This window comes from Lentzea sp. NPDC036949 (assembly GCF_055608075.1).
Genome location: NZ_JBVJRA010000014.1, coordinates 144,846 through 166,476 on the forward strand (window position 1 = coordinate 144,846; position 21,631 = coordinate 166,476).

A 21,631-nucleotide genomic window follows, 5' to 3' on the forward strand; every position below is an offset into this window, starting at 1 on the left:
TGTTCTGGACAATCCCCCGTGCGGTCAGACTCGATCCAGGAGGCACCCCGGATGACGACCACTGCAGAGCCGCATTGCCTGGTGGAGCGCAACGGGCACGTCCTCGTGGTCACGATGAACCGGCCGGAGGCGCGCAACGCGTTGTCCGGCCCGATGATGGCCATCATGCGCGAGGCGTGGGACCGCGTGGACACCGATCCCGACGTGCGCGTGTGCGTCCTGACCGGCGCGGGCGGGGCGTTCTGCGCGGGCGCGGACCTCAAGGCGATGACGCAGAACCACCCCGGCGAGACCACGGGGTACGACTTCTCGGTGATCGAACCGCTGCTGAAGGGTCGCCGGTTGACGAAACCGCTCATCGCTGCTGTGGAGGGTCCGGCCATCGCGGGGGGAACGGAGATCCTCCAGGCGACGGACATCCGAGTGGCCGGAGAGAGCGCCCGCTTCGGCGTCTCCGAACCGCGCTGGGGCCTGTTCCCACTGGGCGGTTCGGCGGTCCGGCTGCCCCGGCAGATCCCGTACACGGTCGCGGCCGACCTGCTGCTGACCGGGCGGCACATCACGGCACCGGAGGCCAAGGAGATCGGCCTGATCGGTCACGTCATGCCGGACGGCCAGGCGTTGACCAAGGCGATGGAGCTGGCCGACCTGATCTCGGCGAACGGTCCGGTGGCGATCAGGGCGATCCTGCGGACCATCCGCGAGACCGAGGGCATGCACGAGAACGACGCGTTCACAGTGGACGCCCGGCTGGGCATGGAGGTGTTCCGCAGCGAGGACGCCAAGGAGGGACCGCGGGCGTTCGCGGCGAAGCGGAAGCCGGACTTCCAAGGCCGCTGACGCTCACCTCCTCGCAAGCCCCCTTGCTGCTCTGGCATCTGCAAGTAGTACTTGCAGATGCCAGAACAGCAAGGGGGTGGGGTTAGATGTCGTTTGCGGCGATGTAGCCGAACGTCATGGCTGGGCCGATCGTCGAACCCGCACCGGCGTAGCTGCGGCCCATCACCGCAGAGCTCACGTTGCCCGCCGCGTACAGGCCAGGGATCACCGAGCCGTCCGGCCGCAGCACCCGAGCGCGCGCGTCGGTGACCATGCCGCCCTTGGTGCCGAGGTCGCCAGGAACGATCTTGAACGCGTAGAACGGTGGCGCCCACAACGGTGCCAGGCACGAGTTCGGGATGACCGCCGGGTCGGTGTAGTAGTGGTCGTAGGCGCTGTCGCCGCGGTGGAAGTCGGTGTCACGGCCGGAGAACGCCTGGTTGTTGAACCGGCTCACGGTCGCCTTCAACGCGGCCGCGGGCACCCCGATCGCCGATGCCAGGCCGTCCAGCGACCAGTTCCTCACCACCGCGCCGTTCTGGTACCAGCCGTCCGGCAACGGCAGCGCGGGCGCGACGTCGGCGAACAGGTAGCGGTTGCGGTAGTTCTGGTCGACCACCAGCCACGCCGGGATGCACGGCGCCGTCGGGTTCTTGTCGTACATGACGTGCACGACGTCGCTGTAGGGCGCGGCCTCGTTGACGAACCGCTGCCCGAGCTGGTTGATCATCAACCCGCCCGGCAGCGTGCGCTCGGCGAGGCAGAAGTACGGCGAGCCGGGTACCGGGATCGCGGGGCCCCACCAGGCGTCGTCCATCAGGTCGAACGCGGCACCGAGGCGTTGGCCGGCGCGGTGGCCGTCGCCGGTGTTCTCCTTGGCGCCCACGGTCCACTGGGTGCCGATCGGCTGTTGCTGGTACTGCGCGCGCATGGCCGCGTTGTGCTCGAAACCGCCCGAACCCATGATCACGCCACGACGGGCGCGCACGAGTCCACGTGAGGTCACGACGCCACGCACGGCACCACCGACCACGTGCAGGTCGACCAACGGCGTGTTCAGCCACACCGGCACACCGGCCTGCATCAGCCCCAGCCGCAACGCACCGGCCAGCGACTGGCCCATGGTCAACGGCTTCTGCCCGGCCAGCGCGGCAGCGGTACCGCGGGCCAGCGCGGCGGCGGCCACCGCGGCGCCCTTCGCGTTCACCAGGGCCAGCGCCAGCCACTTGTAGTCGGCGCTGAAGATGACCATGCCCGGTGGCACGGCGAGGTACGGCGGGTTGAGGTTCGCGAGCTCGGCGCCGAGGAGGGTGCCGTCGAACACGTCCGGCTCGATGGAACGACCGCGCGCGATGCCGCCGGGGTACTCCGGGTAGTAGTCGCTGTAGCCGTCCATGTACCGGAACCGCAGCGGGCTGTTGCGCAGCACGAACGAGATCATCCGCGGACCGGCGCTCAGGTAGGCCTGCTGTCGTGCCGGCGGGATGTCGCCCACCACGGCCGACAGGTACTGCGCGGCCTTCGCCGGGGTGTCCTGGACGCCCGCGGCGAGGATCACCTCGTTGTTCGGGATCCAGATGCCCGCGCCGGAGCGTGCGGCGGAACCACCGAACGTCGGCGCCTTCTCCACCACCACGACGCTCAGCCCGCGTTTGGCGGCGGTCAGCGCGGCGGTCATGCCGGCGGCGCCCGACCCGACCACCACCACGTCGTACTCACCGAGGTCCGCCTCGGCGGTACCGGTGTGCACGAGGCCGGAGGCCAGCGCGAGGCCTGCTCCGGCGAGCACCTGACGGCGGTTCAGGGTCATGGGGTCACTCCCGACATCAGCTTCCGGTGGTCCCAGCTGGCCGTCCTGGTCGGACGGAAGATCACGGCCACGCGCCGCGCCATGGCCTTGCGCAGGGCGTCCCGCTCGGCGTCGGACGAGCCGACCTCGCCGAAGTTGCGCGCCACCACCGCGTCGACCACGCGGCCGAGGTCGGGTGTGAACTCGGTGACGCCCTCCATGTGCACGCCGCGCAGCTGGTCGTAGGTCTCCCCCGCCTCGGCGAGCACGCTGCACCGCGGGTCGCGGCGCAGGTTCACGACCTTCTGCGACTTGCGGTCGGTGCAGAACACGATCTCGCCGTCCAGCCACGCGAACCACATCGGCGCCAGGTGCGGCAGGCCGTCGCGCCCGATGGTCGCCACGACCAACGTCTTCTGCCCGGCGAGGAACGCGTCGACCTCGGCCGGGGTCATCCTGATGCGGTCACGCATCGCGCAGTTTCCGCTTGTACAGCTTGCCGTTCGGGTCGCGCGGCAGCTCGGCCAGGTACTCGATCGTGCGCGGCAGCTTGAACTTCGCGAGCCGGGTGCGGGCGAACTCCAGCAGCTCGTCGGTCAGCTCCTGGCCGGGTTCGACGCCGTCGACCGGCTGCACGACCGCCTTGACCTGCTCGCCCCAGTCCGGGTGCGGGATGCCGAAGACGGCCACGTCGGCGACCTTCGGGTGGCACACCAGCTCGCCCTCGACCTCGGCCGGGTAGATGTTGACCCCGCCGGAGATGATCATGTCGTTCTTCCGGTCGCACAGGAACAGGTAGCCGTCCTCGTCGAGGTACCCGACGTCCTGCAACGTGAACAGCTTGCCGACGCGGGCAGCGCGGGTCTTCTCGGCGTCCTTGTGGTACTCGAACGTCGCGTCGCCCATCCGCAGGTAGACCAGGCCGCGCTCACCGGCGGGCAGCTCGTTCCCGTCTTCGTCGAGCACCTTGATCTCCGACGTGGGCCACGGCAGCCCGACCGATCCGGGCTTGCGCAGCCACTCCTGCGCGCTGATCACCGTGCCGCCGCCCTCGGTCGCCGCGTAGTACTCGATCACGACCGGTCCCCACCAGTCGAGCATCCTGCGCTTGACCTCGACCGGGCACGGCGCGGCGCCGTGGATCATCGCGCGCAACGACGACAGGTCGTACCTGCCCTTCACCTCGTCGGGCAGCGCGAGCAGGCGGTGGAACTGGGTCGGCACCATGTGGCTGTGGGTGACCTTGTGCCGTTCGATCAGCCGCAGCATGTCCTCGGGGTCCCAGTGGTCCATCAGCACGGTGGTGTGCCCGAGCTGGATGGAGATGACGACGAAGTTGAGCACCGCCGTGTGGTAGAGCGGCGACCCGCACAGGTGCACGTGCCCGTCGAACGGCCGCAGGCCGAAGATGCCGAAGAACCACGGCGCCGAGCCGGGTACGACGTCCGGGTCGGCGCCGGTCAACGGCCTGCGCACGCCCTTGGGCCGCCCGGTGGTGCCGGAGGTGTAGAGCATCGGCGACCCGGTCGTGCGAACGTCGGGCCGGCCCTCTTCGCCCTCGCCGAGACTCCCCAACGGCCGGAAGCCGTCGATCTCGCCCACCGCGAACTTCGCTTCGGACGGCAGACCCGCCGCCGCTTCGACCGCCGCGGCGGCGAAGCGTTCATGACCTACGAACGCCTTGGCACCGCTGTCCTGCACGAGGTAGGCCACCTCGGCGCCGGTCAGGTGCCAGTTCGCCATCACGACGTAGAGACCGGTCTGGTAGGCGGCGAAGTACACCGCCACGAGCTCGGCGCTGTTGGGCAGCATCAGCACGATGCTGTCGCCGGGTGTCAGCCCCAGGGCCTGGAACCCCCGGCCGTACCGGTTCGCCTCCGCCGCCAGCTCCCGGTAGGTGGTCCCACGGCCGCCGGGGTCGACCAACGCGGTCAGGTCCGGCTGCTCCGACGCGGTGTTCCAGAGTCCTGCCACTCCCTCAAAGTAGAACGTGTTTCATCTACTGACAAGCCTCGGAGACGGCCTTGATCGAGTCGGTGTCGCGGCAGCCGACGAGCAACTGGGTGACCCCGGCGGCCTCCCACCGGGCGACCTCCGCGCGCACCTCCTCGGCGCTGCCGACGATGCTGATCTCCCGCACCAGCTCGTCCGGGACCACCTGCGCCGCCTCGTCCTTGCGTCCCGCCCGGTAGAGCTTGCCGATGTCGGCGACGGCCTCGCCGTATCCCATGCGGGTGAACACCTCGGCGTGGAAGTTCATCCCGGGCGCACCCATCCCGCCGATGTACAGGGCGACGAACGGCTTCAGGAACCCGCGCACGCCAACGGGATCGTCGGTCACGACCACCTGGCAGGTGGCGGCGACCTCGAAGTCCGCCCGCGTGCGCCCCGCTTTCGCCAGTCCCTCCTCCAGCCATTCGTCGTACATGCCGGCCAGGCGCGGCGCGTAGTAGATCGCGAGCCACCCGTCGGCGATCTCCGCTGCCAGCGCCACGTTCTTCGGCCCCTCGGCACCCAGCCAGATCGGCAGGCCGGCGCGCAGCGGGTGGGTGATCGGCTTGAGCGGCTTGCCCAGCCCCAGCGCACCCGGCCCCCGGTACGGCAACGGGTAGTGCGGACCGGCGTTGGTCACCGGCGCCTCGCGGGCCAGCACCTGCCGCAGCACCGACAGGTACTCCCTGGTCCTGGCCAGGGGTTTCGCGAACGGCTGCCCGTACCAGCCCTCCACTACCTGAGGACCGGAGACGCCCAGCCCGAGGACGAACCGCCCGCCGGACAGGTGGTCCAGCGTCAACGCGTGCATCGCGCACGCGGCCGGTGTGCGCGCGGACATCTGCACGACCGACGTGCCGAGCCGGACCCGTCGGGTGGCAGATCCCCACCACGCCAACGGGGTGAAGGCGTCGGAGCCCCAGGCCTCCGCGGCGAACACCGCGTCGAACCCGCACTCCTCCGCCGCCGCCACGAGTTCGGGGGCGTTCGCGGGCGGCGCAGCGCCCCAGTAGCCGAGCTGCAGACCGAGCTTCATGCCGCCATCTTGCCACCATTTCGAGAACCTGTTTCACTTTGATCTGTGCCTAGGCCCCTGAGTGCTCCGCTGGACGTGGGCTTCGACTACACGCGCTCGACCGGACCCACGCTCGGCCGCTTCCTCTCCGACCTCCGCCGCAGGAAGGTCACCGGCATCCGCGGCGCGGACGGCCGTGTGCACGTGCCGCCGCTGGAGTACGACCCGGTGACCGCCGAGCGGCTGACCGAGTTCGTGGACGTGGCCTCGACCGGTGTCGTGCGCGGGTGGTCGTGGATTCCCGAACCGCTGGAAGGCCAGCCGCTGGACCGCCCGTTCGCGTGGGCGCTGGTCCAGCTCGACGGCGCCGACACGTCGATGCTGCACGCCGTTGACGCGGGATCACCCGACCGGATCTCCACCGGCGCCCGCGTCCGGGTGCGCTGGCGCGACGACCGGGTCGGCGCGATCACCGACATCGAGTGCTTCGAGCTGTCCGGCGAACCGGGCGACGAGCCGGTCGAGGCCGACGACGTCACCATGGTCACGACCCCGGTGCACCTGCACTACACGCACACCGCGTCGCCGACCGAGGACCCGTTCCTGCGCGGGCTCATGGAGGGGCGGCTGGTCGCGCAACGCTGCCCCGCGTGCGAGAAGGTGTACTTCCCGCCACGGCCGGCCTGCCCGACCGACGGTGTGCCCACAGCCGATCCGGTCGAGCTGTCCGACCGCGGCACGATCACGACGTTCTGCGTGGTCAACGTGCCTTTCCTGGGCCAGCGCATCCCGCCGCCGTACGTCTCGGCGTACGTGCTGCTCGACGGCGCGGACATCCCGTTCCTGCACCTGCTCCTGGGCGTCGCGCCCGAGGACGTGCGGATGGGCATGCGCGTCGAGGCGGTGTGGAAGCCGCGTGCGGAGTGGGGCCCGACGATGCAGAACATCGACCACTTCACGCCCTCCGGTGAGCCGGACGCGCCGTTCGACTCCTACTCCCAGCACCTGTGAGGGGCCCGCATGCGTGACGTCGCTGTGGTCGGTTTCGCGCAGACGCCCTGCGTGCGCGAGACCGACGGCACCACCAACGGTGTCGAGATGCTGGTGCCGATCTTCCACGAGGTGCTCGGCGGGCTCGGCCTCACGAAGTCCGACATCGGGTTCTGGTGCTCGGGCTCGTCGGACTACCTGGCGGGGCGGGCGTTCTCGTTCGTGTCCGCCGTGGACGCCATCGGCGCGTTCCCGCCGATCATGGAGTCGCACGTCGAGATGGACGCGGCGTGGGCGTTGTACGAGGCGTGGGTGAAGCTGCAGTGCGGTGAGGTGGACACGGCCCTGGTGTACGGGTTCGGCAAGTCGTCGGCCGGACAGCTGCGGCGGGTCATGGCGATGCAGCTCGACCCGTACGTCGTGACGCCGCTGTGGCCGGACTCCCTGGGTCTGGCGGGCATCCAGGCGCGGATGGGCATCGAGAACGGCCTGTGGAGCGAACGCGCGATGGCCGAGGTGGCCGCGCGGTCGCGTGCGGCGGCGATGTCGAACCCGCTGGCGCAGCTGTCCGGACCGGTGTCACCGGAGGACCTGCTCGACGAGCCGTACGTGGCGGACCCGTTGCGGCGGCACGACTGCGCGCCGATCACCGACGGTGCCTCGACGATCGTGCTGGCCGCCGGTGACCGGGCACGCGAACTGTGCGAGCGACCGGCGTGGATCACCGGGTTCGAGCACCGGGTCGACTCGCCGTCGTTCGGCACGCGCGACCTCACGGCGTCCCCGTCTGCGGTGGCCGCGGGCAAGGCGGCCGGTGCGGACGGGGTCGAGGTCGCCGAGCTGCACGCGCCGTTCACGCACCAGGAGCTGCTGCTGAGCCAGGCGCTCGGGCTCGGCGACAGCACGGTCAACCCGTCCGGCGGGGTGCTCGCCGGCAACCCGATGTTCGCGGCGGGCCTGTCGCGGATCGGCGAGGCGGCCCGCCGGGTGCACGACGGCACGGCCGCGAAGGTGCTCGGGCACGCCACCAGCGGGCCGCTGCTGCAGCAGAACCTGGTCTGTGTGATGGAAGGGCGGGACTAGATGCGACCGGCAGCTGTGGTCGGCACCGGCCAGACGCACCACGCCGCGAAACGGCTCGACGTGTCGATGGCGGGCCTGTGCCGCGAGGCGGTCGACCGCGCGATGGCCGACGCCGGCGTGGACTGGCCGGACATCGACGCCGTGGTGCTCGGCAAGGCACCGGACCTGTTCGAGGGCGTGATGATGCCCGAGCTGTTCCTCGCGGACGCGCTGGGAGCGGTCGGGAAACCGCTGCTGCGCGTGCACACCGCGGGCTCGGTCGGCGGCAGCACGGCGAACGTGGCCGCGTCGCTGGTCCAGGCCGGGGTGCACGAGCGCGTGCTGGCCGTGGCGTTCGAGAAGCAGTCGGAGTCGAACGCGATGTGGGCGCTGTCGGTGCCGACGCCGTTCACGATGCCGGTGCACGCGGGCGCTGGCGGGTACTTCGCGCCGCACGTGCGCTCCTACATCCGCCGTTCCGGCGCACCCGAGCACGTCGGCGCGATGGTCGCCGCCAAGGACCGCCGCAACGGTGCCATGAACCCGTACGCGCACCTGAAGCAGCCCGGCATCACGGTCGAGTCGGTGCGGGCGTCGCAGATGCTGTGGGACCCGATCCGCTACGACGAGACGTGCCCGTCCTCGGACGGCGCCTGCGCGGTCGTGATCTCCGCCGAGCCGACGTCGTCGCGCGCGGCCTGGGTCCACGCCACCGCGATGCGCACCGAGCCCACGACGTTCGCCGGGCGCGACCAGGTCAACCCGCGGGCCGGTCAGGACGCGGCGCGGGCGTTGTGGCGGCAGGCAGGCATCACCGACCCGCTGTCCGAAGTGGACGCGGCCGAGATCTACGTGCCGTTCTCCTGGTTCGAGCCGATGTGGCTGGAGAACCTGGGCTTCACCGAGGCCGGGCAGGGCTGGAAGCTCACCGAGGCCGGCGAGACCGAGATCGGCGGGCGGCTGCCGGTGAACCCGAGCGGCGGCGTGCTGTCGTCGAACCCGATCGGCGCGTCCGGGCTGCTGCGGTTCGCCGAGGCCGCGATGCAGGTCATGGGCACGGCCGGCGACCACCAGGTCGACGGGGCGCGGCGTGCGCTGGGGCACGCGTACGGCGGTGGGTCGCAGTTCTTCGCCATGTGGGTCGTCGGATCGGAGAAGCCAGCATGAAGTTCACCGTCGGCATCGCGATGAGCCCGCTCGACCAGCTGACCGAGCTGGCCCGGTGCGCCGAGGAGTGCGGGTACGCCTCGATCGCGCTGCCGGACTCGCTGTTCTTCTCGGAGGAGGTGTCCGCGGACTACCCGTACACCCCGGACGGCTCGCGGATGTGGAACGCCGAGACGCCGTGGGTGGACCCGTTCGTGGCCGCGGCGGCGATGGGCGCGGTGACCTCGCGCATCCGCTTCTACACGCAGGTGCTGAAGCTCGGCTCGCGCAACCCGTTGCTGCTGGCCCGCCAGATCGGTTCGGTCGCGCACCTGACCGGCAACCGGTTCGGGCTCGGTCTCGGGCTCGGCTGGTCGCCGGAGGAGTTCGAGTGGTGCGGCGTGCCCTTCAAGAACCGGGGACCGCGGGTCGACGAGATGATCGACGTGCTCAAGCTGGTGCTGGGCGGTGGGATGGTCGAGTACCACGGCGACTACTTCGACTTCGACCGGTTGCAGATGTCGCCGGCACCGACCGCGCCCGTGCCGTTCTACGTCGGCGGCCACTCCCCCGCGGCGTTGAAGCGCGCCGCACGCGTCGGCGACGGCTGGACGTCGGCGATGATCAGGTTCGAGGAGCTGAGGTCGGTGATCGCGCAGCTCGGGGACCTCGGGGCGTTCGAGCGGCCGTTCGAGGTCCAGGCGGTGTGCGTCGACCGGTTCGGGCTCGACGGGTACCGGCAGCTGGAGGAGATCGGCGTGACCGACGTGATCGTGCTGCCGTGGCTGTTCCACGGCGTCGGGTTCGACGGGTCGGTGGAGGCGAAGAAGGACGGGTTGCGGCGGTTCGCCGACGAGGTGCTGGAGGAGTTCTCATGACCGCGGTGAGCTGGAACGCCTCGAAGGCGGAGACCCCGGCGCGGGTGGCGTCGTGGAGGTCGATGGACGCCGTGACGCGCGGGGCGAAGGACGAGTGGCTCGCGCTGTTCGCCGAGGACGCGGTGGTCGAGGACCCGGTCGGCCCGTCGATGTTCGACGCGGAGGGCAAGGGCCACCACGGCAAGGAGGCCATCTCCGCGTTCTGGGACCTCGCCATCGCCGACGTCGAACGGTTCGAGTTCACGGTGCACGACTCGTTCGCGGCGGGATCGGAGTGCGCGAACGTCGGCGTGATCTCCGCGTTCCTGCCCGGTGGCGCGCGCGTCGACACCGAGGGCGTGTTCGTCTACAACGCCGGCGAGGACGGGTTGATCAGGTCGATGCGCGCGTTCTGGGAGACCGAGCGCGCGATGGCCACGTTCACCCAGCCCGGAACGGCTTGAGCAGGGCGCGGACCTGGTCCGCGGCGCCCCAGCCGTGGTCGAACATGGCGATGAGGGCGAGGCTCTGGCGCAGCTGGACCACCGGCATCCGGCTGCGCCAGTCGTCGTCCAGGCCGGTCAGCTCCGCGTAGACGGCGAAGAACCGCTTCGCCTCCGGCGGGTGCGGGGAGCACCACAGGTGGGCCAGGTCGACCTCGGCCCAGGTGTACGACACCGCCGGGTCGATCACCGCGGGCCGGCCGTCCGCGGTGGCCAGGACGTTCTGGGCCCACAGGTCGCCGTGGGTCAGGCAGGCCGGGTTCGCCGGCAGCAGCTCGGGCAGCCGGTCGCAGAGCCGTTCCAGGGCGCGCCGGTCGCGTTCGTCGAGCGCCGCCCTGACCCGCCGCTCCGGCAGCCAGCGCAGCAGGCGGTGCCGCGCGAAGAACTCGTGCCCGTCGGCGGTCCAGGTGTTGACCTGCCGGTAGCGGCCGAGCCAGTTGTCGTGCTCCCAGCCGAACCGGTCGTGCACCGTCGAGGTGTGCAGCCGGGCGAGCGCGTGGGCGAGCTGCTCCCAGAACGCTTCCTCGGTCGGCCGTTCGCGCAGCACCGACAGCGCCAGCAGGTCGCGGGTCACGAGGACGACCTCGGGCGTGGTGAGCCCGCCGCGTTCCCGCAGCGCCCGCAGCCCGTCCGCCTCGGCCGCGAACAGGTCGGCCGCGGGCACGTCGGCGAACGACTTCACGAACAGCGGCGGGTCCGGGTCCCTGACGGCGATGCCCGCGACCGCCGCGAGGCCGCCCTCGACCGGTTCCACGGCCGTGACGTCGGTCAGTCCGGCGGTGTGGAGGCGGTCGAGCAGCAGGGCGGTCACCGCGACCCGGCAGCCGCGAGCACCGCGCTGATCGGTTCCAGCTCGGTGACCAGCTCGTCGAGCTCGTCCGGGGTGAGGGCCTCGTAGGGCGCCTCGGCGAGCTCGTCGGTGAGGGCCTCGATGCTCTGCTGCAGCGCGCGACCGGCGTCGGTGAACCGGCCGTCCTCGACGAGGCCCCGGTCGCGCAGGCCCGCCATGACCGCCGCCAGCCGTTCCTGCGGCAGGTGGTGGATGCGGCCGAACGACTCGGGCGGGTGGACGCCCATCGCGGTGGCACTGATGACGTGCGCCTCCGTGCCGCCGACGCGGTGGGTGACGAGGGCCGCGACGTGCCCGTCGCCGCGGTGCTCGCGCAGCACGGTCGCGGAGTGCCACAGCCGGGTGAGCGGGTCGGCCGGGATCGGCAGCGCGCGCAGCCCGGCGTACATGACCCGGCCGTCGGTGGGCGCGCTCGTGGCGGCCTTCGTGGTGAGGTCGGCGGCCCGGTGCACGCCCTCCGCGCCGGCCAGGTCGCCCAGGATCCGGCGCAGGGAGGCCACGCTGCCGCGTTCCCGTGCGGCGAGGGACTCCTCAGCCGGGATCTTCTCCCACGCGCTCGGGATGTGCCGCGCGGCCTCGCCGGGACCGAAGTTGTAGAACGCCGCGTGCACGACCTCCGCCGGCACGCGCCCCAGCGGTGCGGCACGGCTGGCGAAGTAGCCGCTCCAGTAGTTGCGGTGGCCGAGAGCGGCGTACTCCTCGCCAACCTCGTCCTCCATGTACGTGACGAGGCAGATCGGTTCGAGGAGCTCGTGCATGCGACGGGCGGTTCGGGCCATGCGCTCCAATCTAGAGCCGTTCGATGATCGTCCCGGTCGCCAGCGCACCACCCGCGCACATCGTGACCAACGCCGTCGTGCCGTCCCTGCGCTCCAGCTCGTGCAACGCCGTGGTGATCAGCCGGGTGCCGGTGCTGCCGACGGGGTGCCCGAGCGCGATGGCGCCGCCGTTGACGTTGACCCGGTCGAGGGTGGGCCGGTGCACCGCCGCCCACGACAGCACGACGGACGCGAACGCCTCGTTGACCTCGAACAGGTCGATGTCGCCGATCTTCATGCCGCTGCGGTCGAGCAGCCGGTTCGTGGCGTCCACCGGCCCGTCCAGGTGGTAGTACGGGTCCGACCCGACCAGGCACTGCGTGACGATGCGGGCCCGCGGCCGCAGCCCGTGGGCCTGCGCCCAGGCCTCGTCGACGACCATCACCGCGCTGGCGCCGTCGGAGATCTGCGAGGACGTGCCCGCCGTGTGCACGCCGCCGGGGACCACCGGTTTCAACGCCGCCAGCCTCTCGAGGCTGGTCTCGCGCAGGCCCTGGTCGGTGTCGACGAGCTCCTGCCCGACCTTGACCGGCACCACCTCGGCGGCGAACCGCCCCTCTGCCCACGCCCGGCGGGCCTTGGTCTGCGAGGCGACGCCGAACCGGTCGACCTCCTCGCGCCCGATGCCGCGGCGGGCGGCCACCCGTTCGGCCGCCACGAACTGGTCGGGCAGGTCGATGCTCCACGACTCGGGCCGCGGCATCCCGGAGTCGCCGATGTTGGCCCGCAGCGGCACCCGGCTCATCGCCTCGACCCCGCAGGCGATGCCCACGTCGATCGCGCCGGTGGCGACCAGGCCGGCGACCAGGTGGGTGGACTGCTGCGCCGACCCGCACTGGCAGTCGACGGTGGCGCAGCCCGTCGTCCGCGGCAGTCCGGCGTGCAGCCAGGCCGTGCGCGTGATGTTGTTGGACTGTTCACCCGCCTGGGTGACCGTGCCGCCGATGACCTGTTCTACAGCGGACGGGTCGACTCCGGTCCGGTCGAGCAGACCCCGCTGTACCGCACCGAGGAGCTCGGCGGCGTGCAGACCGGACAACCAGCCGTCACGCTTGCCGATGGGCGTGCGCACCGCTCCCACGATCACCGGACTCCCCACGCGGGCCTCCCCTCGCCAAAGAACTAGAACACGTTCCTTTTGCTGACCAGCTTGGCCGCATGGGGGCTTCACCACAAGCTACAACCGTGTTTGAATCGGTTAGAACGCGTTACAGCTAGGAGGTGCTCGTGAGCAAGCCGCGCATCCCGGAGGGCTTCGACTTCACCGACCCCGACATGTACGCGACCCGCCTGCCGTTCGAGGAGTTCGCCGAGCTCAGGCAGACCGCGCCGATCTGGTGGAACGCCCACCCGCACGGTCAGGGCGGGTTCGCCGACGACGGGTTCTGGGTCGTGTCGAAGCACGCCGACGTCAAGGAGGTGTCGCGCAACAGCGAGCTCTTCTCGAGCTGGGAGAACACCGCGATCATCCGGTTCGCCGACGACCTGCCGCGCGACCGCATCGAGATGCAGCGGCTCCTGCTGCTGAACATGGACCCGCCGGTGCACACCAAACAGCGCGGCATCATCTCCCGCGGCTTCACGCCCAGGGCGATCAACGGTCTGCGCGCGGCCCTGAGCGCGAGGGCCGAGCAGATCGTGACCGAGGCGAAGGAGAAGGGCTCCGGCAACTTCGTCACCGACGTCGCGTGCGAACTGCCCCTGCAGGCGATCGCGGAGCTGATCGGCGTCCCGCAGGAGGACCGCCGCAAGATCTTCGACTGGTCGAACCAGATGATCTCCTACGACGACCCGGAGATCGACGACGACCCGCTGACCGCCGCGACCGAGCTGCTCGGCTACTCCTGGACCATGGCCGAGGACCGCCGTTCGTGCCCGCGCGAGGACATCGTCACGAAGCTCGTCCAGGCCGATGTGGACGGTGCGGGCCTCAAGTCGGAGGAGTTCGGCTTCTTCGTGCTGCTGCTGGCCGTCGCCGGCAACGAGACCACCCGCAACGCCATCACGCACGGCATGAAGGCGTTCTTCGACCACCCCGACCAGTGGGAGCTCTTCAAGGCCGAACGCCCGGCCACCGCCGCCGACGAGATCGTCCGCTACGCCACGCCGGTGGTCGTGTTCCAGCGCACCGCGACCCAGGACACCTCGCTCAGCGGCGTGGAGATCAAGAAGGGCCAGCGGGTCGGCCTGTTCTACTCGTCCGCGAACTTCGACGAGGAGGTCTTCGACCACCCGGAGCGGTTCGACATCACCCGCGACCCCAACCCGCACCTGGGGTTCGGCGGCAACGGCGCCCACTTCTGCATCGGGGCCAACCTGGCGCGGCTGGAGATCGACCTGATCTTCAACGCCATCGCGGACCACATGCCGGACATCCGGGAGGCCGGGGCACCGCGGCGGCTGCGGTCGGGGTGGTTGAACGGGATCAAGGAGTTCCAGGTCGAGTACAGCTGAGGCCGGAGCCGCCGGTCAGGAGACCTGGGTCTCCTGCCACTCCACGCACGTCGGGCGCTCGCCGGTCTGGCGGAACTCCTCCAGGGCGGCGAGCAGGTGCGGGACGGGCAGGGCCGCGTCGGTCGGGAACGGCGTCTTGGTGTCGGTGTCGACGTAGAGCGTCGGGGCGCCGGGAACGGGCGCTTCGGCGCGGGTCGCGTACACACCGGTGGAGGTGTCGCCATCGACGGGTGGCACCCAGGACTCGGGCCCCAGGAACAGCAGGGCGCCCACCTGTTCCAGCGGTGCGACGGCCAGCTTGATCAGGGTGTCCGGCTCGTCGTGCGGGCCGACCACGGGGCGTTCACGGGCGACGATCTGCGCCGGGTGCGGCTGCGGGTGGTTCAGGACGTGGGTCAGCACGTCCTCCAGCTCAGCGCTGGAGGTGATCGTGACCGGGGTGTTCCCCGGACCGCTGCGGTCGTCCTCGCGGTAGTACCAGACGTCAAGCGTGTAGCTCACCGAGTGCCCCTCCCGTGGAACGTGTACGACCTTACCGGATCATGGACGACCAGCGTTTGACCTGGCAGCAGCACGTGCGGCAGCAGTTCGAAGCAGGACAGGCGGCCTTCGCACAGCCGGTTGTTGACGACCACTTCCGCAGCTTGCACACCAGACGCGCGCATGCGCCAGCCCACCTTCATCTCGACGTGCTGCGCCACAGCGAGGAACGTCCGGGGCCGGACTCGGCCGATCGCCACCAGGTGCCGTGCGATCTCCCGGTCCTCACCGTTGGTTCGCCTCCGCTCTGGACCAGATCGCTGTGGCCGTCCTCGTCGCGGTAGACACCGCTCGTGACATGGGCAGGCAGCTGGGTGCGCTGCCGACCGGCCCACGTGGCCGGCTGGGCTGACTCCGCCGTAGCGGGAGCGCGGCCGGAAAAGCTCCGATGGAGCCGGTCGACCGCCTGACAGGCAGCCGCGAGGACCTGGGCCAACTGCCCGGTGGCCGTGACGACCTCGGTCCAGCACCGCACGACCTGGTCGGCCTCTCCTTCGAGGTGTCGTGCTCCGCGCGTGGCTGCCGCGACCAGGTCCACGGCCTCCTGCGCCGCCTTGCCGGCCTCGCGCACAGCGGCGATCACCTTCCGCGCCACGTCAGCCACCTGTGCCAGCTCGGCGGCGACCTCCTCGAACGACGCCACGCACCATGGTGGCACCGATCAACGGCCCCCGCTGGTCGTCGACCTCACCGAGCGCCGTACACCGGCACCGGCCGGTGGCCGGCCACCAGGTCGCGCACCACCGGCCCGAGCTCCTCCGGCGCCCACCGCTCCCCCTTGTCGGCCTCCCGCCCCCGCTGCCACCCGTCGACCAGGCAGATCCGCCCGCCGTCGACCTCGAACATCTTCCCGGTGACGTCACCGGACTCCGCGCTGCCCAGCCACACCACCAGCGGTGACACGTTCTCCGGTGCCATCGCGTCGAAGCCGTGGTCCGGCGCGGCCATCGTGTCGAACACGTGCTCGGTCATGCGGGTGCGGGCGGCGGGGGCGATCGAGTTCACCGTGACCCCGTAGCGGGCCAGTTCCGCCGCCGCCACCAGGGTCAGCGCCGCGATGCCCGCCTTGGCGGCCGAGTAGTTCGCTTGGCCGACGCTGCCGAACAGGCCCGCGCCCGAGGACGTGTTGATCACCCGGCCGGACACCGTGCCGCCGGCCTTCGCCACGGCGCGCCAGTGCGCCGCCGCGTGGTGCAGGGGTGCGAAGTGGCCCTTGAGGTGCACGCGGACGACCTCGTCCCACTCGTCCTCGGCGCAGCTCACGATCATGCGGTCGCGCACGACGCCCGCGTTGTTCACGAGCACGTCCACGCCGCCGAACGCGTCCACAGCCGCCTCGACCACCCGGCGAGCGCCCGCCCAGGTGCCCACGTCGTCGGTGTTCACCACCGCCCGCGGACCGATCTGAGCCGCCACCTCGCCGGCCACCTCAGCCGACAGGTCGTTCACCACGACCCGCGCACCGGCTTCGGCGAACGCCAAGGCGTGCGCGCGGCCGATGCCGCGGCCCGCACCCGTGACGACCACGACCCGGTCCTCGCACAACGTCATGACGAACCCCCGTCGGTCTGGGCGGCGGCCAGGAAGGCGGGCACCTCTCCCCCGCCGTGCACCGGCAGGGTCGCGCCCGTGACGTAAGAAGCAAGCGGTGAAGCGAGGAACACGGCACACGCGCCGACCTCGTCCGGTGACGCGAGACGGCCCAACGGCACGGTGCGCGCGACCGCCGCGATACCGGCTTCATCGCCATAGTGCAGGTGGGACTGTTCGGTGCGTACGAGACCCACGGCCAGAGCGTTCACACGGACCCGTGGCGCCCATTCGACGGCAAGCGAGGCGGTCAGGTTCTCCAGACCGGCCTTGGCGGCACCGTAAGCCGCGGTGCCGGGAGAGGGACGGCGGCCGCTGATGCTGCTGACCATCACGATCGAGCCGCCACCCTCCTGGTCGCGCATCACGGCGTACGCGGCCTGCGACACCAGCAGCGGCGCCAGGAGGTTCAGCTCGACGACCTTTTCGTGGAACCGCGGCGAGGCCTGGTCCGCGAGGGCGAACGGCGCACCGCCCGCGTTGTTCACCACCGCGTCCAGCCGGCCGTGCCGCGCGACGATCGAGGACACCAGCGCGGCGACCTGGTCTGCGTCCCGGACGTCGCACGGGACAAAAGACGCGCCCGGTACCTCGGCGGGACGGCGGGCGCAGGTCACCACCACGGCACCGGCCGCCAGGAACGCGCGGGTGATGCCGGCGCCGACACCCTGCACGCCGCCCGTCACCAGGACCACTGATCCGTCGAGGTCGAGTTCCACTCCGCACCTACCCCGGTCGCTCCGGCACTGCTAAGTTACCAAGCAATCGCTTGGTTTGGAAGGCGGCGCGATGGGGATATCCAGCAGCCACACCGAAAGCGGCGTCGTCGAAGTGACCATCGACTTCCCCCCGGTCAACGCACTGCCGGCGCGCGGGTGGTTCGAGCTGGCCGAGACGATCACGTCCGCGGGCGAGGACGAGGACGCGCGGGTGGTGGTCCTGCGGGCCGAGAACCGCGGGTTCTGCGCCGGGGTCGACCTCAAGGAGATGCAGCGGACGCCGGGGTACGACGCGCTGGTCGCGGCGAACCGGGGCTGCGCCAAGGCGTTCGGGGCGGTGTACGAGTGCGCGGTGCCGGTCATCGCGGCGGTGCACGGGTTCTGCCTCGGCGGCGGGGTCGGGCTGGTGGGCAACGCGGACGTCGTCATCGCCTCCGACGACGCCTACTTCGGCCTGCCCGAGGTCGACCGGGGTGCGCTCGGTGCGGCGACGCACCTGGCCCGGCTCGTGCCGCAGCACCTCATGCGCGCGCTCTACTACACGGCGTCCAACGTCACCGCCGCCCAGCTGCACCACCACGGCAGCGTGTACCGGGTGGTACCCGGAGACGCACTCGGCGGCGCCGCTCGCGAGCTGGCGCGGGAGATCGCGCGGAAGGACACCGCGGTGATCCGCAGGGCCAAGGAGGCGATCAACGGCATCGACCCGCAGCGGGTGCACACGAGCTACCGCTTCGAGCAGGGCTTCACCTTCGAGCTGAACCTCACCGGCGCGTCCGACCGCGCCCGGCAGGCCTTCGTGGACGGGAACCATGCGCGACAAGCGAATGACGGCTGACGAGGTCGTCGGCGGGATCGAGGACGGGATGACCGTCGGCATCGGCGGCTGGGGCTCGCGGCGCAAACCGATGGCCCTGGTCAAGGCGCTCCTCACAACACCGGCCAAGGACCTGACGATCGTCTCCTACGGCGGCCCGGACGTCGGTCTGCTGTGCGCGGCCGGCAAGGTCCGCAAACTGGTCTACGGGTTCGTCTCGCTCGACACCATCGCCTACGACCCGTGGTTCAAACGGGCGCGCGAGACCGGTGCGATCGCGGTGCTGGAGCTGGACGAGGGCATGTTCCAGGTCGGGCTCAGGGCGGCAGCGCACCGGTTGCCGTTCCTGCCGATCCGCGCCGGGCTGGGGTCGGACGTGCTCAGGTGCGCGCCCGAGATCCGCACGGTCCGCTCCCCCTACGACGACGGCGAGGAGCTCGTCGCCATGCCCGCCATCAAGCTGGACGTGGCGCTCGTGCACCTCAACCGCGCGGACCGGCACGGCAACGCCCAGTACCTCGGGCCGGACCCGTACTTCGACGACCTGTTCTGCCTGGCCGCCGACCGCCGGTACGTCTCGTGCGAGCGGATCGTCGAGCGGTTCGACGGAGCACCGCAGACCCTGCTGCTCAACCGGATGATGGTCGACGGCGTCGTCGAGGCACCGGGCGGCGCGGGGTTCACGAGCTGCGTGCCCGACTACCCCCGTGACGAGGCCGCGCAACGCGAGTACGCCGCCGCAGCGGCCAACCCCGAGCAGTGGCCGGACTTCTACCGGAGGTTCCTGGGATGAGCGACGTCACGCGTGCCGAGGTCTGCGTCGTGGCCTGCGCCGACCTGTTCGCCGGTGCCGGGGAGGTGCTCGCCAGCCCGATGGGCCTCATCGCCTCGCTCGGTGCCCGCCTCGCGCGGCTCACCACCGAACCGGACCTGCTGCTGAGCGACGGCGAGGCGTTCCTGCTCACACCGGAGTCCACTGTGGAGGGATGGCTGCCGTACCGGAAGGTGTTCGACGTCGTCGCGCACGGCCGCCGGCACGTCGTGATGGGCGCGAACCAGGTCGACCGGTTCGGCAACCAGAACATCTCCGCGATCGGCGACCACGCCAGGCCCACGCGGCAGCTGCTCGGGTTCCGCGGCGCACCCGGCAACACGATCAACCACCGCACCAGCTACTGGGTGCCCAAGCACAGCACCCGGGTGTTCGTCGACAAGGTCGACGTGGTCTCCGGCGTGGGCTACGACCGCGCGGTCGGCCCGTTCCACGACGTCCACCGGGTGGTCACGAACCTCGCCGTGCTCGACTTCGCCACCCCGGACCGCTCGATGCGGCTGGTCTCCGTGCACCCCGGCGCCTCCGTGGACGAGGTGCAGCAGCAGACGTCGTTCCCGCTCACCGCCGGCGACGTCACCGAGACCCGCCTGCCCACCGGCGAGGAGCTGGAGCTGATCCGCACCCGGCTCGACCCGGACGCCGAGCGGGAGAGGGAGGTCCGGTGAAGACCGCGCTGACCGAGCTCGTCGGTGTGCGACACCCGGTCGTGCAGACCGGGATGGGCTGGGTCGCCGGACCGCGGCTGGTGTCCGCCACGGCCGAAGCGGGCGGCCTCGGCATCCTCGCCTCGGCGACCATGACGTGCACCGAGCTCGAAGCCGCCATCAAGGAGACCCGCGCCCGCACCGCGCAACCGTTCGGCGTCAACCTCCGCGCCGACGCGCACGACGCGGGCGAACGCGTCGACCTGCTGATCCGCGAACGGGTGAGGGTCGCCTCCTTCGCGCTCGCCCCGAAACCCGACATGATCGCCAAGCTCGCCGACGCCGGCACGGTCGTCATCCCGTCGGTCGGCGCGGCCCGGCACGCCGAGAAGGTCGCGCGGTGGGGTGCGCACGCCGTGGTCGTGCAGGGCGGGGAGGGCGGCGGGCACACCGGCGGCGTCGCCACGACGTTGCTGCTGCCCAGCGTCCTGGACGCCGTCGACATCCCGGTGGTCGCCGCCGGTGGCTTCTTCGACGGCCGGGGCCTCGCCGCCGCCCTCGCGTACGGCGCGGCGGGCATCGCCATGGGCACCCGGTTCCTGCTCACGCGGGAAAGCACCGTGCCGGACGCCGTCAAGCAGGCCTACCTGCACCGGGACCTGGGCGGCACGGTCGTCACCACCCGCGTCGACGGCCTGCCCCACCGCGTCCTGCGCACCGACCTCGTCGACCACCTCGAACGGTCCGGCCGCGTCAGCAGCCTGGTCAGAGCGCTGACCAACGCGGCCAGGCTCCGCTCCCACACCGGCCTGTCCTGGCGCGCGATGCTCCGCGACGGCCTCGCGCTGAAGCACAGCAGGGACCTCACCTGGTCCCAGGTCGTCATGGCCGCGAACACGCCGATGCTGCTGCGCGCCGGTCTCGTCGAGGGCCGGACCGGCGCGGGCGTGCTCGCGGCCGGTCAGGTCGTCGGGCTGCTCGACGACCTGCCGACCTGCGCCGAGCTGATCTCCGGCATCGTCACCGACGCCGAGGAGATCATCGGCAACCTCACCCGAGTCGTTCGATGATCGTCACGTTCGCCTGACCGCCGCCCTCGCACATCGTCTGCAACCCGAACCGGCCGCCGGTGCGCTCCAGCTCGTGCAGCAACGTCGTGAACAGCTTCGTGCCGGTCGCGCCGATCGGGTGGCCCAGCGCGAGCGCTCCCCCGTTGACGTTGACCTTCGCCAGGTCGACGCCCAGCTCCTTGGCCCATGCCAGCGGCACCGACGCGAACGCCTCGTTGACCTCGAACAGGTCGATGTCCGCAATGGACATTCCGGTCCGTTCCAGCGCGTACCTCGTCGCCCTGATCGGCGCGGTCAACATGTAGACCGGGTCGGACCCGCGCGCCGACAGGTGGTGCACGCGGGCCCGCGGGGTCAACCGGCGTTCGCGCACGGCCCGTTCCGACGCCACCAGCACCGCCGAGGCACCGTCGGAGATCTGGCTCGACAACGCCGCCGTCGTCCGCCCGTCGGGCCGCAGCGGCTCGAGCGCCGCCATCTTCTCCACGCTCGTGTCCGGTCGCGGGCACTCGTCGTGCACCACCCCGTCGACCGGTGCGATCTCCCGGTCGAACCGGCCCTCCTTGATCGCCGTCAACGCCCGCAGGTGGCTCCGCAGCGCGAACTCCTCCATCTCCCGGCGCGACAGGTCCCACCGCACCGCGATCAGGTCGGCCGAGCGGAACTGGTTGACCTCCTCGTCGCCGTAGCGGTGCTGCCAGCCCTGGCAGCCGGCGTGCGGGTTGACCGTCATGGCCGACCCGATCGGCACCTGCGACATGTTCTGCACGCCGCCCGCGACCACGAAGTCGGCCGTCCCGCTCATCACCGCCTGCGCCGCGAAGTGCACGGCCTGCTGGCTGGAACCGCACTGCCGGTCGACCGTCACCCCCGGCACCTGCTCGGGGAACCCGGCCGCGAGCCATGCCGTGCGCGCGATGTCCCCCGCCTGCGGCCCGACCGTGTCGACGCAGCCGAACACCACGTCGTCCACGTCGGTCGGGTCGACGTCGACCCGGTTGAGCAGCGCGGTGATCACGTGCGCGCCGAGATCGGCCGGGTGCACGTGGCTCAGCACGCCGCCGCGCCGTCCCGCCGGGGTCCGCACAGCTTCGATGATGTACGCCTCGGCCACGAGGGCC

The 21,631-nt window shown here is 71.2% G+C and carries 24 protein-coding genes; 11 read left to right on the forward strand and 13 right to left on the reverse strand.

The annotated features are described in order from the left end of the window. Positions 1–51: 51 nt before the first annotated feature. The gene (locus tag ACZ7CD_RS32500) at positions 52–840 is read left to right on the forward strand and encodes a crotonase/enoyl-CoA hydratase family protein (protein ID WP_470380401.1); all 789 of its coding nucleotides are present in this window, start codon (positions 52–54) and stop codon (positions 838–840) included. Positions 841–922: 82 nt separating this feature from the next. On the opposite strand, the gene kstD is transcribed toward ACZ7CD_RS32500, so the two are convergent. Genes kstD through ACZ7CD_RS32520 form a run of 4 tightly spaced genes read right to left on the reverse strand, consistent with a single transcriptional unit; the run spans position 923 to position 5,636 of the window. After that, positions 923–2,629: a 3-oxosteroid 1-dehydrogenase gene (gene kstD, locus ACZ7CD_RS32505; RefSeq protein WP_470380402.1), complete on the reverse strand. Its 1,707-nt coding sequence runs from the start codon at positions 2,627–2,629 to the stop codon at positions 923–925. Then, a complete protein-coding gene (locus ACZ7CD_RS32510; protein ID WP_470370529.1) occupies positions 2,626–3,081 on the reverse strand; it encodes a pyridoxamine 5'-phosphate oxidase family protein in 456 nt (151 codons plus the stop codon). The genes kstD and ACZ7CD_RS32510 overlap by 4 nt, the downstream gene beginning before the upstream one ends. Continuing rightward, positions 3,074–4,582: an acyl-CoA synthetase gene (locus tag ACZ7CD_RS32515; RefSeq protein ID WP_470380403.1), complete on the reverse strand. Its 1,509-nt coding sequence runs from the start codon at positions 4,580–4,582 to the stop codon at positions 3,074–3,076. The genes ACZ7CD_RS32510 and ACZ7CD_RS32515 overlap by 8 nt, the downstream gene beginning before the upstream one ends. A gap of 25 nt (positions 4,583–4,607) precedes the next feature. Then, positions 4,608–5,636 carry an LLM class F420-dependent oxidoreductase gene (locus ACZ7CD_RS32520; RefSeq protein ID WP_360389015.1) on the reverse strand — a complete coding sequence of 343 codons (1,029 nt, stop codon included), beginning with the start codon at positions 5,634–5,636 and terminating at the stop codon, positions 4,608–4,610. 45 nt (positions 5,637–5,681) lie between these two features. Between ACZ7CD_RS32520 and ACZ7CD_RS32525 the strand changes: the two genes are divergently transcribed. From ACZ7CD_RS32525 to ACZ7CD_RS32545, 5 genes are read left to right on the forward strand one after another with little or no spacing between them, the layout of a single operon-like run. Then, the gene (locus ACZ7CD_RS32525; protein WP_470380404.1) at positions 5,682–6,626 is read left to right on the forward strand and encodes a Zn-ribbon domain-containing OB-fold protein; all 945 of its coding nucleotides are present in this window, start codon (positions 5,682–5,684) and stop codon (positions 6,624–6,626) included. Between the two features lie 9 nt (positions 6,627–6,635). Further along, positions 6,636–7,688, forward strand: a complete 1,053-nt coding sequence (locus tag ACZ7CD_RS32530) for a thiolase domain-containing protein (protein WP_470380405.1) — start codon at positions 6,636–6,638, stop codon at positions 7,686–7,688. Continuing rightward, positions 7,689–8,834 (forward strand): thiolase domain-containing protein, encoded by a 1,146-nt coding sequence (locus tag ACZ7CD_RS32535; RefSeq protein WP_360389024.1) that lies wholly within the window; start codon positions 7,689–7,691, stop codon positions 8,832–8,834. Then, complete coding sequence (locus tag ACZ7CD_RS32540) at positions 8,831–9,691, forward strand: TIGR03619 family F420-dependent LLM class oxidoreductase (RefSeq protein WP_470380406.1); 861 nt, start codon at positions 8,831–8,833, stop codon at positions 9,689–9,691. The genes ACZ7CD_RS32535 and ACZ7CD_RS32540 overlap by 4 nt, the downstream gene beginning before the upstream one ends. After that, positions 9,688–10,134 carry a nuclear transport factor 2 family protein gene (locus ACZ7CD_RS32545; RefSeq protein ID WP_470380407.1) on the forward strand — a complete coding sequence of 149 codons (447 nt, stop codon included), beginning with the start codon at positions 9,688–9,690 and terminating at the stop codon, positions 10,132–10,134. The genes ACZ7CD_RS32540 and ACZ7CD_RS32545 overlap by 4 nt, the downstream gene beginning before the upstream one ends. On the opposite strand, the gene ACZ7CD_RS32550 is transcribed toward ACZ7CD_RS32545, so the two are convergent. Genes ACZ7CD_RS32550 through ACZ7CD_RS32560 form a run of 3 tightly spaced genes read right to left on the reverse strand, consistent with a single transcriptional unit; the run spans position 10,112 to position 12,940 of the window. Further along, entirely contained in the window at positions 10,112–10,984 is an 873-nt protein-coding gene (locus ACZ7CD_RS32550; protein WP_470380408.1) for a fructosamine kinase family protein, read from the reverse strand. The two genes, ACZ7CD_RS32545 and ACZ7CD_RS32550, sit on opposite strands and share 23 nt — an antisense overlap. After that, complete coding sequence (locus ACZ7CD_RS32555; RefSeq protein WP_470380409.1) at positions 10,981–11,802, reverse strand: SCO6745 family protein; 822 nt, start codon at positions 11,800–11,802, stop codon at positions 10,981–10,983. The genes ACZ7CD_RS32550 and ACZ7CD_RS32555 overlap by 4 nt, the downstream gene beginning before the upstream one ends. A gap of 10 nt (positions 11,803–11,812) precedes the next feature. Then, on the reverse strand, positions 11,813–12,940 hold the full coding sequence (locus ACZ7CD_RS32560) for a steroid 3-ketoacyl-CoA thiolase (RefSeq protein WP_470380410.1): 1,128 nt from the start codon (positions 12,938–12,940) through the stop codon (positions 11,813–11,815). Positions 12,941–13,068: 128 nt separating this feature from the next. On the opposite strand from ACZ7CD_RS32560, the gene ACZ7CD_RS32565 reads away from it, so the two are divergent. Then, on the forward strand, positions 13,069–14,295 hold the full coding sequence (locus ACZ7CD_RS32565; protein ID WP_470370523.1) for a cytochrome P450: 1,227 nt from the start codon (positions 13,069–13,071) through the stop codon (positions 14,293–14,295). A 15-nt stretch (positions 14,296–14,310) separates the two neighbouring features. Here the strand turns inward: ACZ7CD_RS32565 and ACZ7CD_RS32570 are convergent, their stop codons facing one another. The 5 genes from ACZ7CD_RS32570 to ACZ7CD_RS32590 are packed head-to-tail and all read right to left on the reverse strand — an operon-like array spanning position 14,311 to position 17,144. Then, entirely contained in the window at positions 14,311–14,796 is a 486-nt protein-coding gene (locus ACZ7CD_RS32570) for an Imm1 family immunity protein (RefSeq protein WP_470370522.1), read from the reverse strand. Next, positions 14,793–14,996 carry a DddA-like double-stranded DNA deaminase toxin gene (locus ACZ7CD_RS32575; protein WP_470370521.1) on the reverse strand — a complete coding sequence of 68 codons (204 nt, stop codon included), beginning with the start codon at positions 14,994–14,996 and terminating at the stop codon, positions 14,793–14,795. Before ACZ7CD_RS32575 ends, ACZ7CD_RS32570 begins: the two co-directional genes overlap by 4 nt. Beyond that, positions 14,975–15,478 carry a hypothetical protein gene (locus ACZ7CD_RS32580; protein WP_470370520.1) on the reverse strand — a complete coding sequence of 168 codons (504 nt, stop codon included), beginning with the start codon at positions 15,476–15,478 and terminating at the stop codon, positions 14,975–14,977. Before ACZ7CD_RS32580 ends, ACZ7CD_RS32575 begins: the two co-directional genes overlap by 22 nt. Before the next feature lie 44 nt (positions 15,479–15,522). Continuing rightward, a complete protein-coding gene (locus ACZ7CD_RS32585) occupies positions 15,523–16,386 on the reverse strand; it encodes an SDR family oxidoreductase (RefSeq protein ID WP_470380411.1) in 864 nt (287 codons plus the stop codon). Next, positions 16,383–17,144 (reverse strand): SDR family oxidoreductase, encoded by a 762-nt coding sequence (locus ACZ7CD_RS32590; protein ID WP_470380412.1) that lies wholly within the window; start codon positions 17,142–17,144, stop codon positions 16,383–16,385. The genes ACZ7CD_RS32585 and ACZ7CD_RS32590 overlap by 4 nt, the downstream gene beginning before the upstream one ends. A gap of 70 nt (positions 17,145–17,214) precedes the next feature. Here ACZ7CD_RS32590 and ACZ7CD_RS32595 point away from each other — a divergent pair, with 70 nt between their 5' ends. The 4 genes from ACZ7CD_RS32595 to ACZ7CD_RS32610 are packed head-to-tail and all read left to right on the forward strand — an operon-like array spanning position 17,215 to position 20,510. Beyond that, the gene (locus ACZ7CD_RS32595) at positions 17,215–17,982 is read left to right on the forward strand and encodes an enoyl-CoA hydratase family protein (RefSeq protein WP_458431908.1); all 768 of its coding nucleotides are present in this window, start codon (positions 17,215–17,217) and stop codon (positions 17,980–17,982) included. Continuing rightward, complete coding sequence (locus tag ACZ7CD_RS32600) at positions 17,957–18,754, forward strand: CoA transferase subunit A (RefSeq protein WP_470380413.1); 798 nt, start codon at positions 17,957–17,959, stop codon at positions 18,752–18,754. The genes ACZ7CD_RS32595 and ACZ7CD_RS32600 overlap by 26 nt, the downstream gene beginning before the upstream one ends. Further along, positions 18,751–19,461: a CoA-transferase subunit beta gene (locus tag ACZ7CD_RS32605; protein ID WP_470380414.1), complete on the forward strand. Its 711-nt coding sequence runs from the start codon at positions 18,751–18,753 to the stop codon at positions 19,459–19,461. The genes ACZ7CD_RS32600 and ACZ7CD_RS32605 overlap by 4 nt, the downstream gene beginning before the upstream one ends. Continuing rightward, positions 19,458–20,510, forward strand: a complete 1,053-nt coding sequence (locus ACZ7CD_RS32610) for an NAD(P)H-dependent flavin oxidoreductase (RefSeq protein WP_470380415.1) — start codon at positions 19,458–19,460, stop codon at positions 20,508–20,510. The genes ACZ7CD_RS32605 and ACZ7CD_RS32610 overlap by 4 nt, the downstream gene beginning before the upstream one ends. Here ACZ7CD_RS32610 and ACZ7CD_RS32615 read toward each other — a convergent pair. After that, complete coding sequence (locus ACZ7CD_RS32615) at positions 20,491–21,624, reverse strand: acetyl-CoA C-acetyltransferase (RefSeq protein ID WP_470380416.1); 1,134 nt, start codon at positions 21,622–21,624, stop codon at positions 20,491–20,493. The two genes, ACZ7CD_RS32610 and ACZ7CD_RS32615, sit on opposite strands and share 20 nt — an antisense overlap. Between the last annotated feature and the right edge of the window lie 7 nt (positions 21,625–21,631).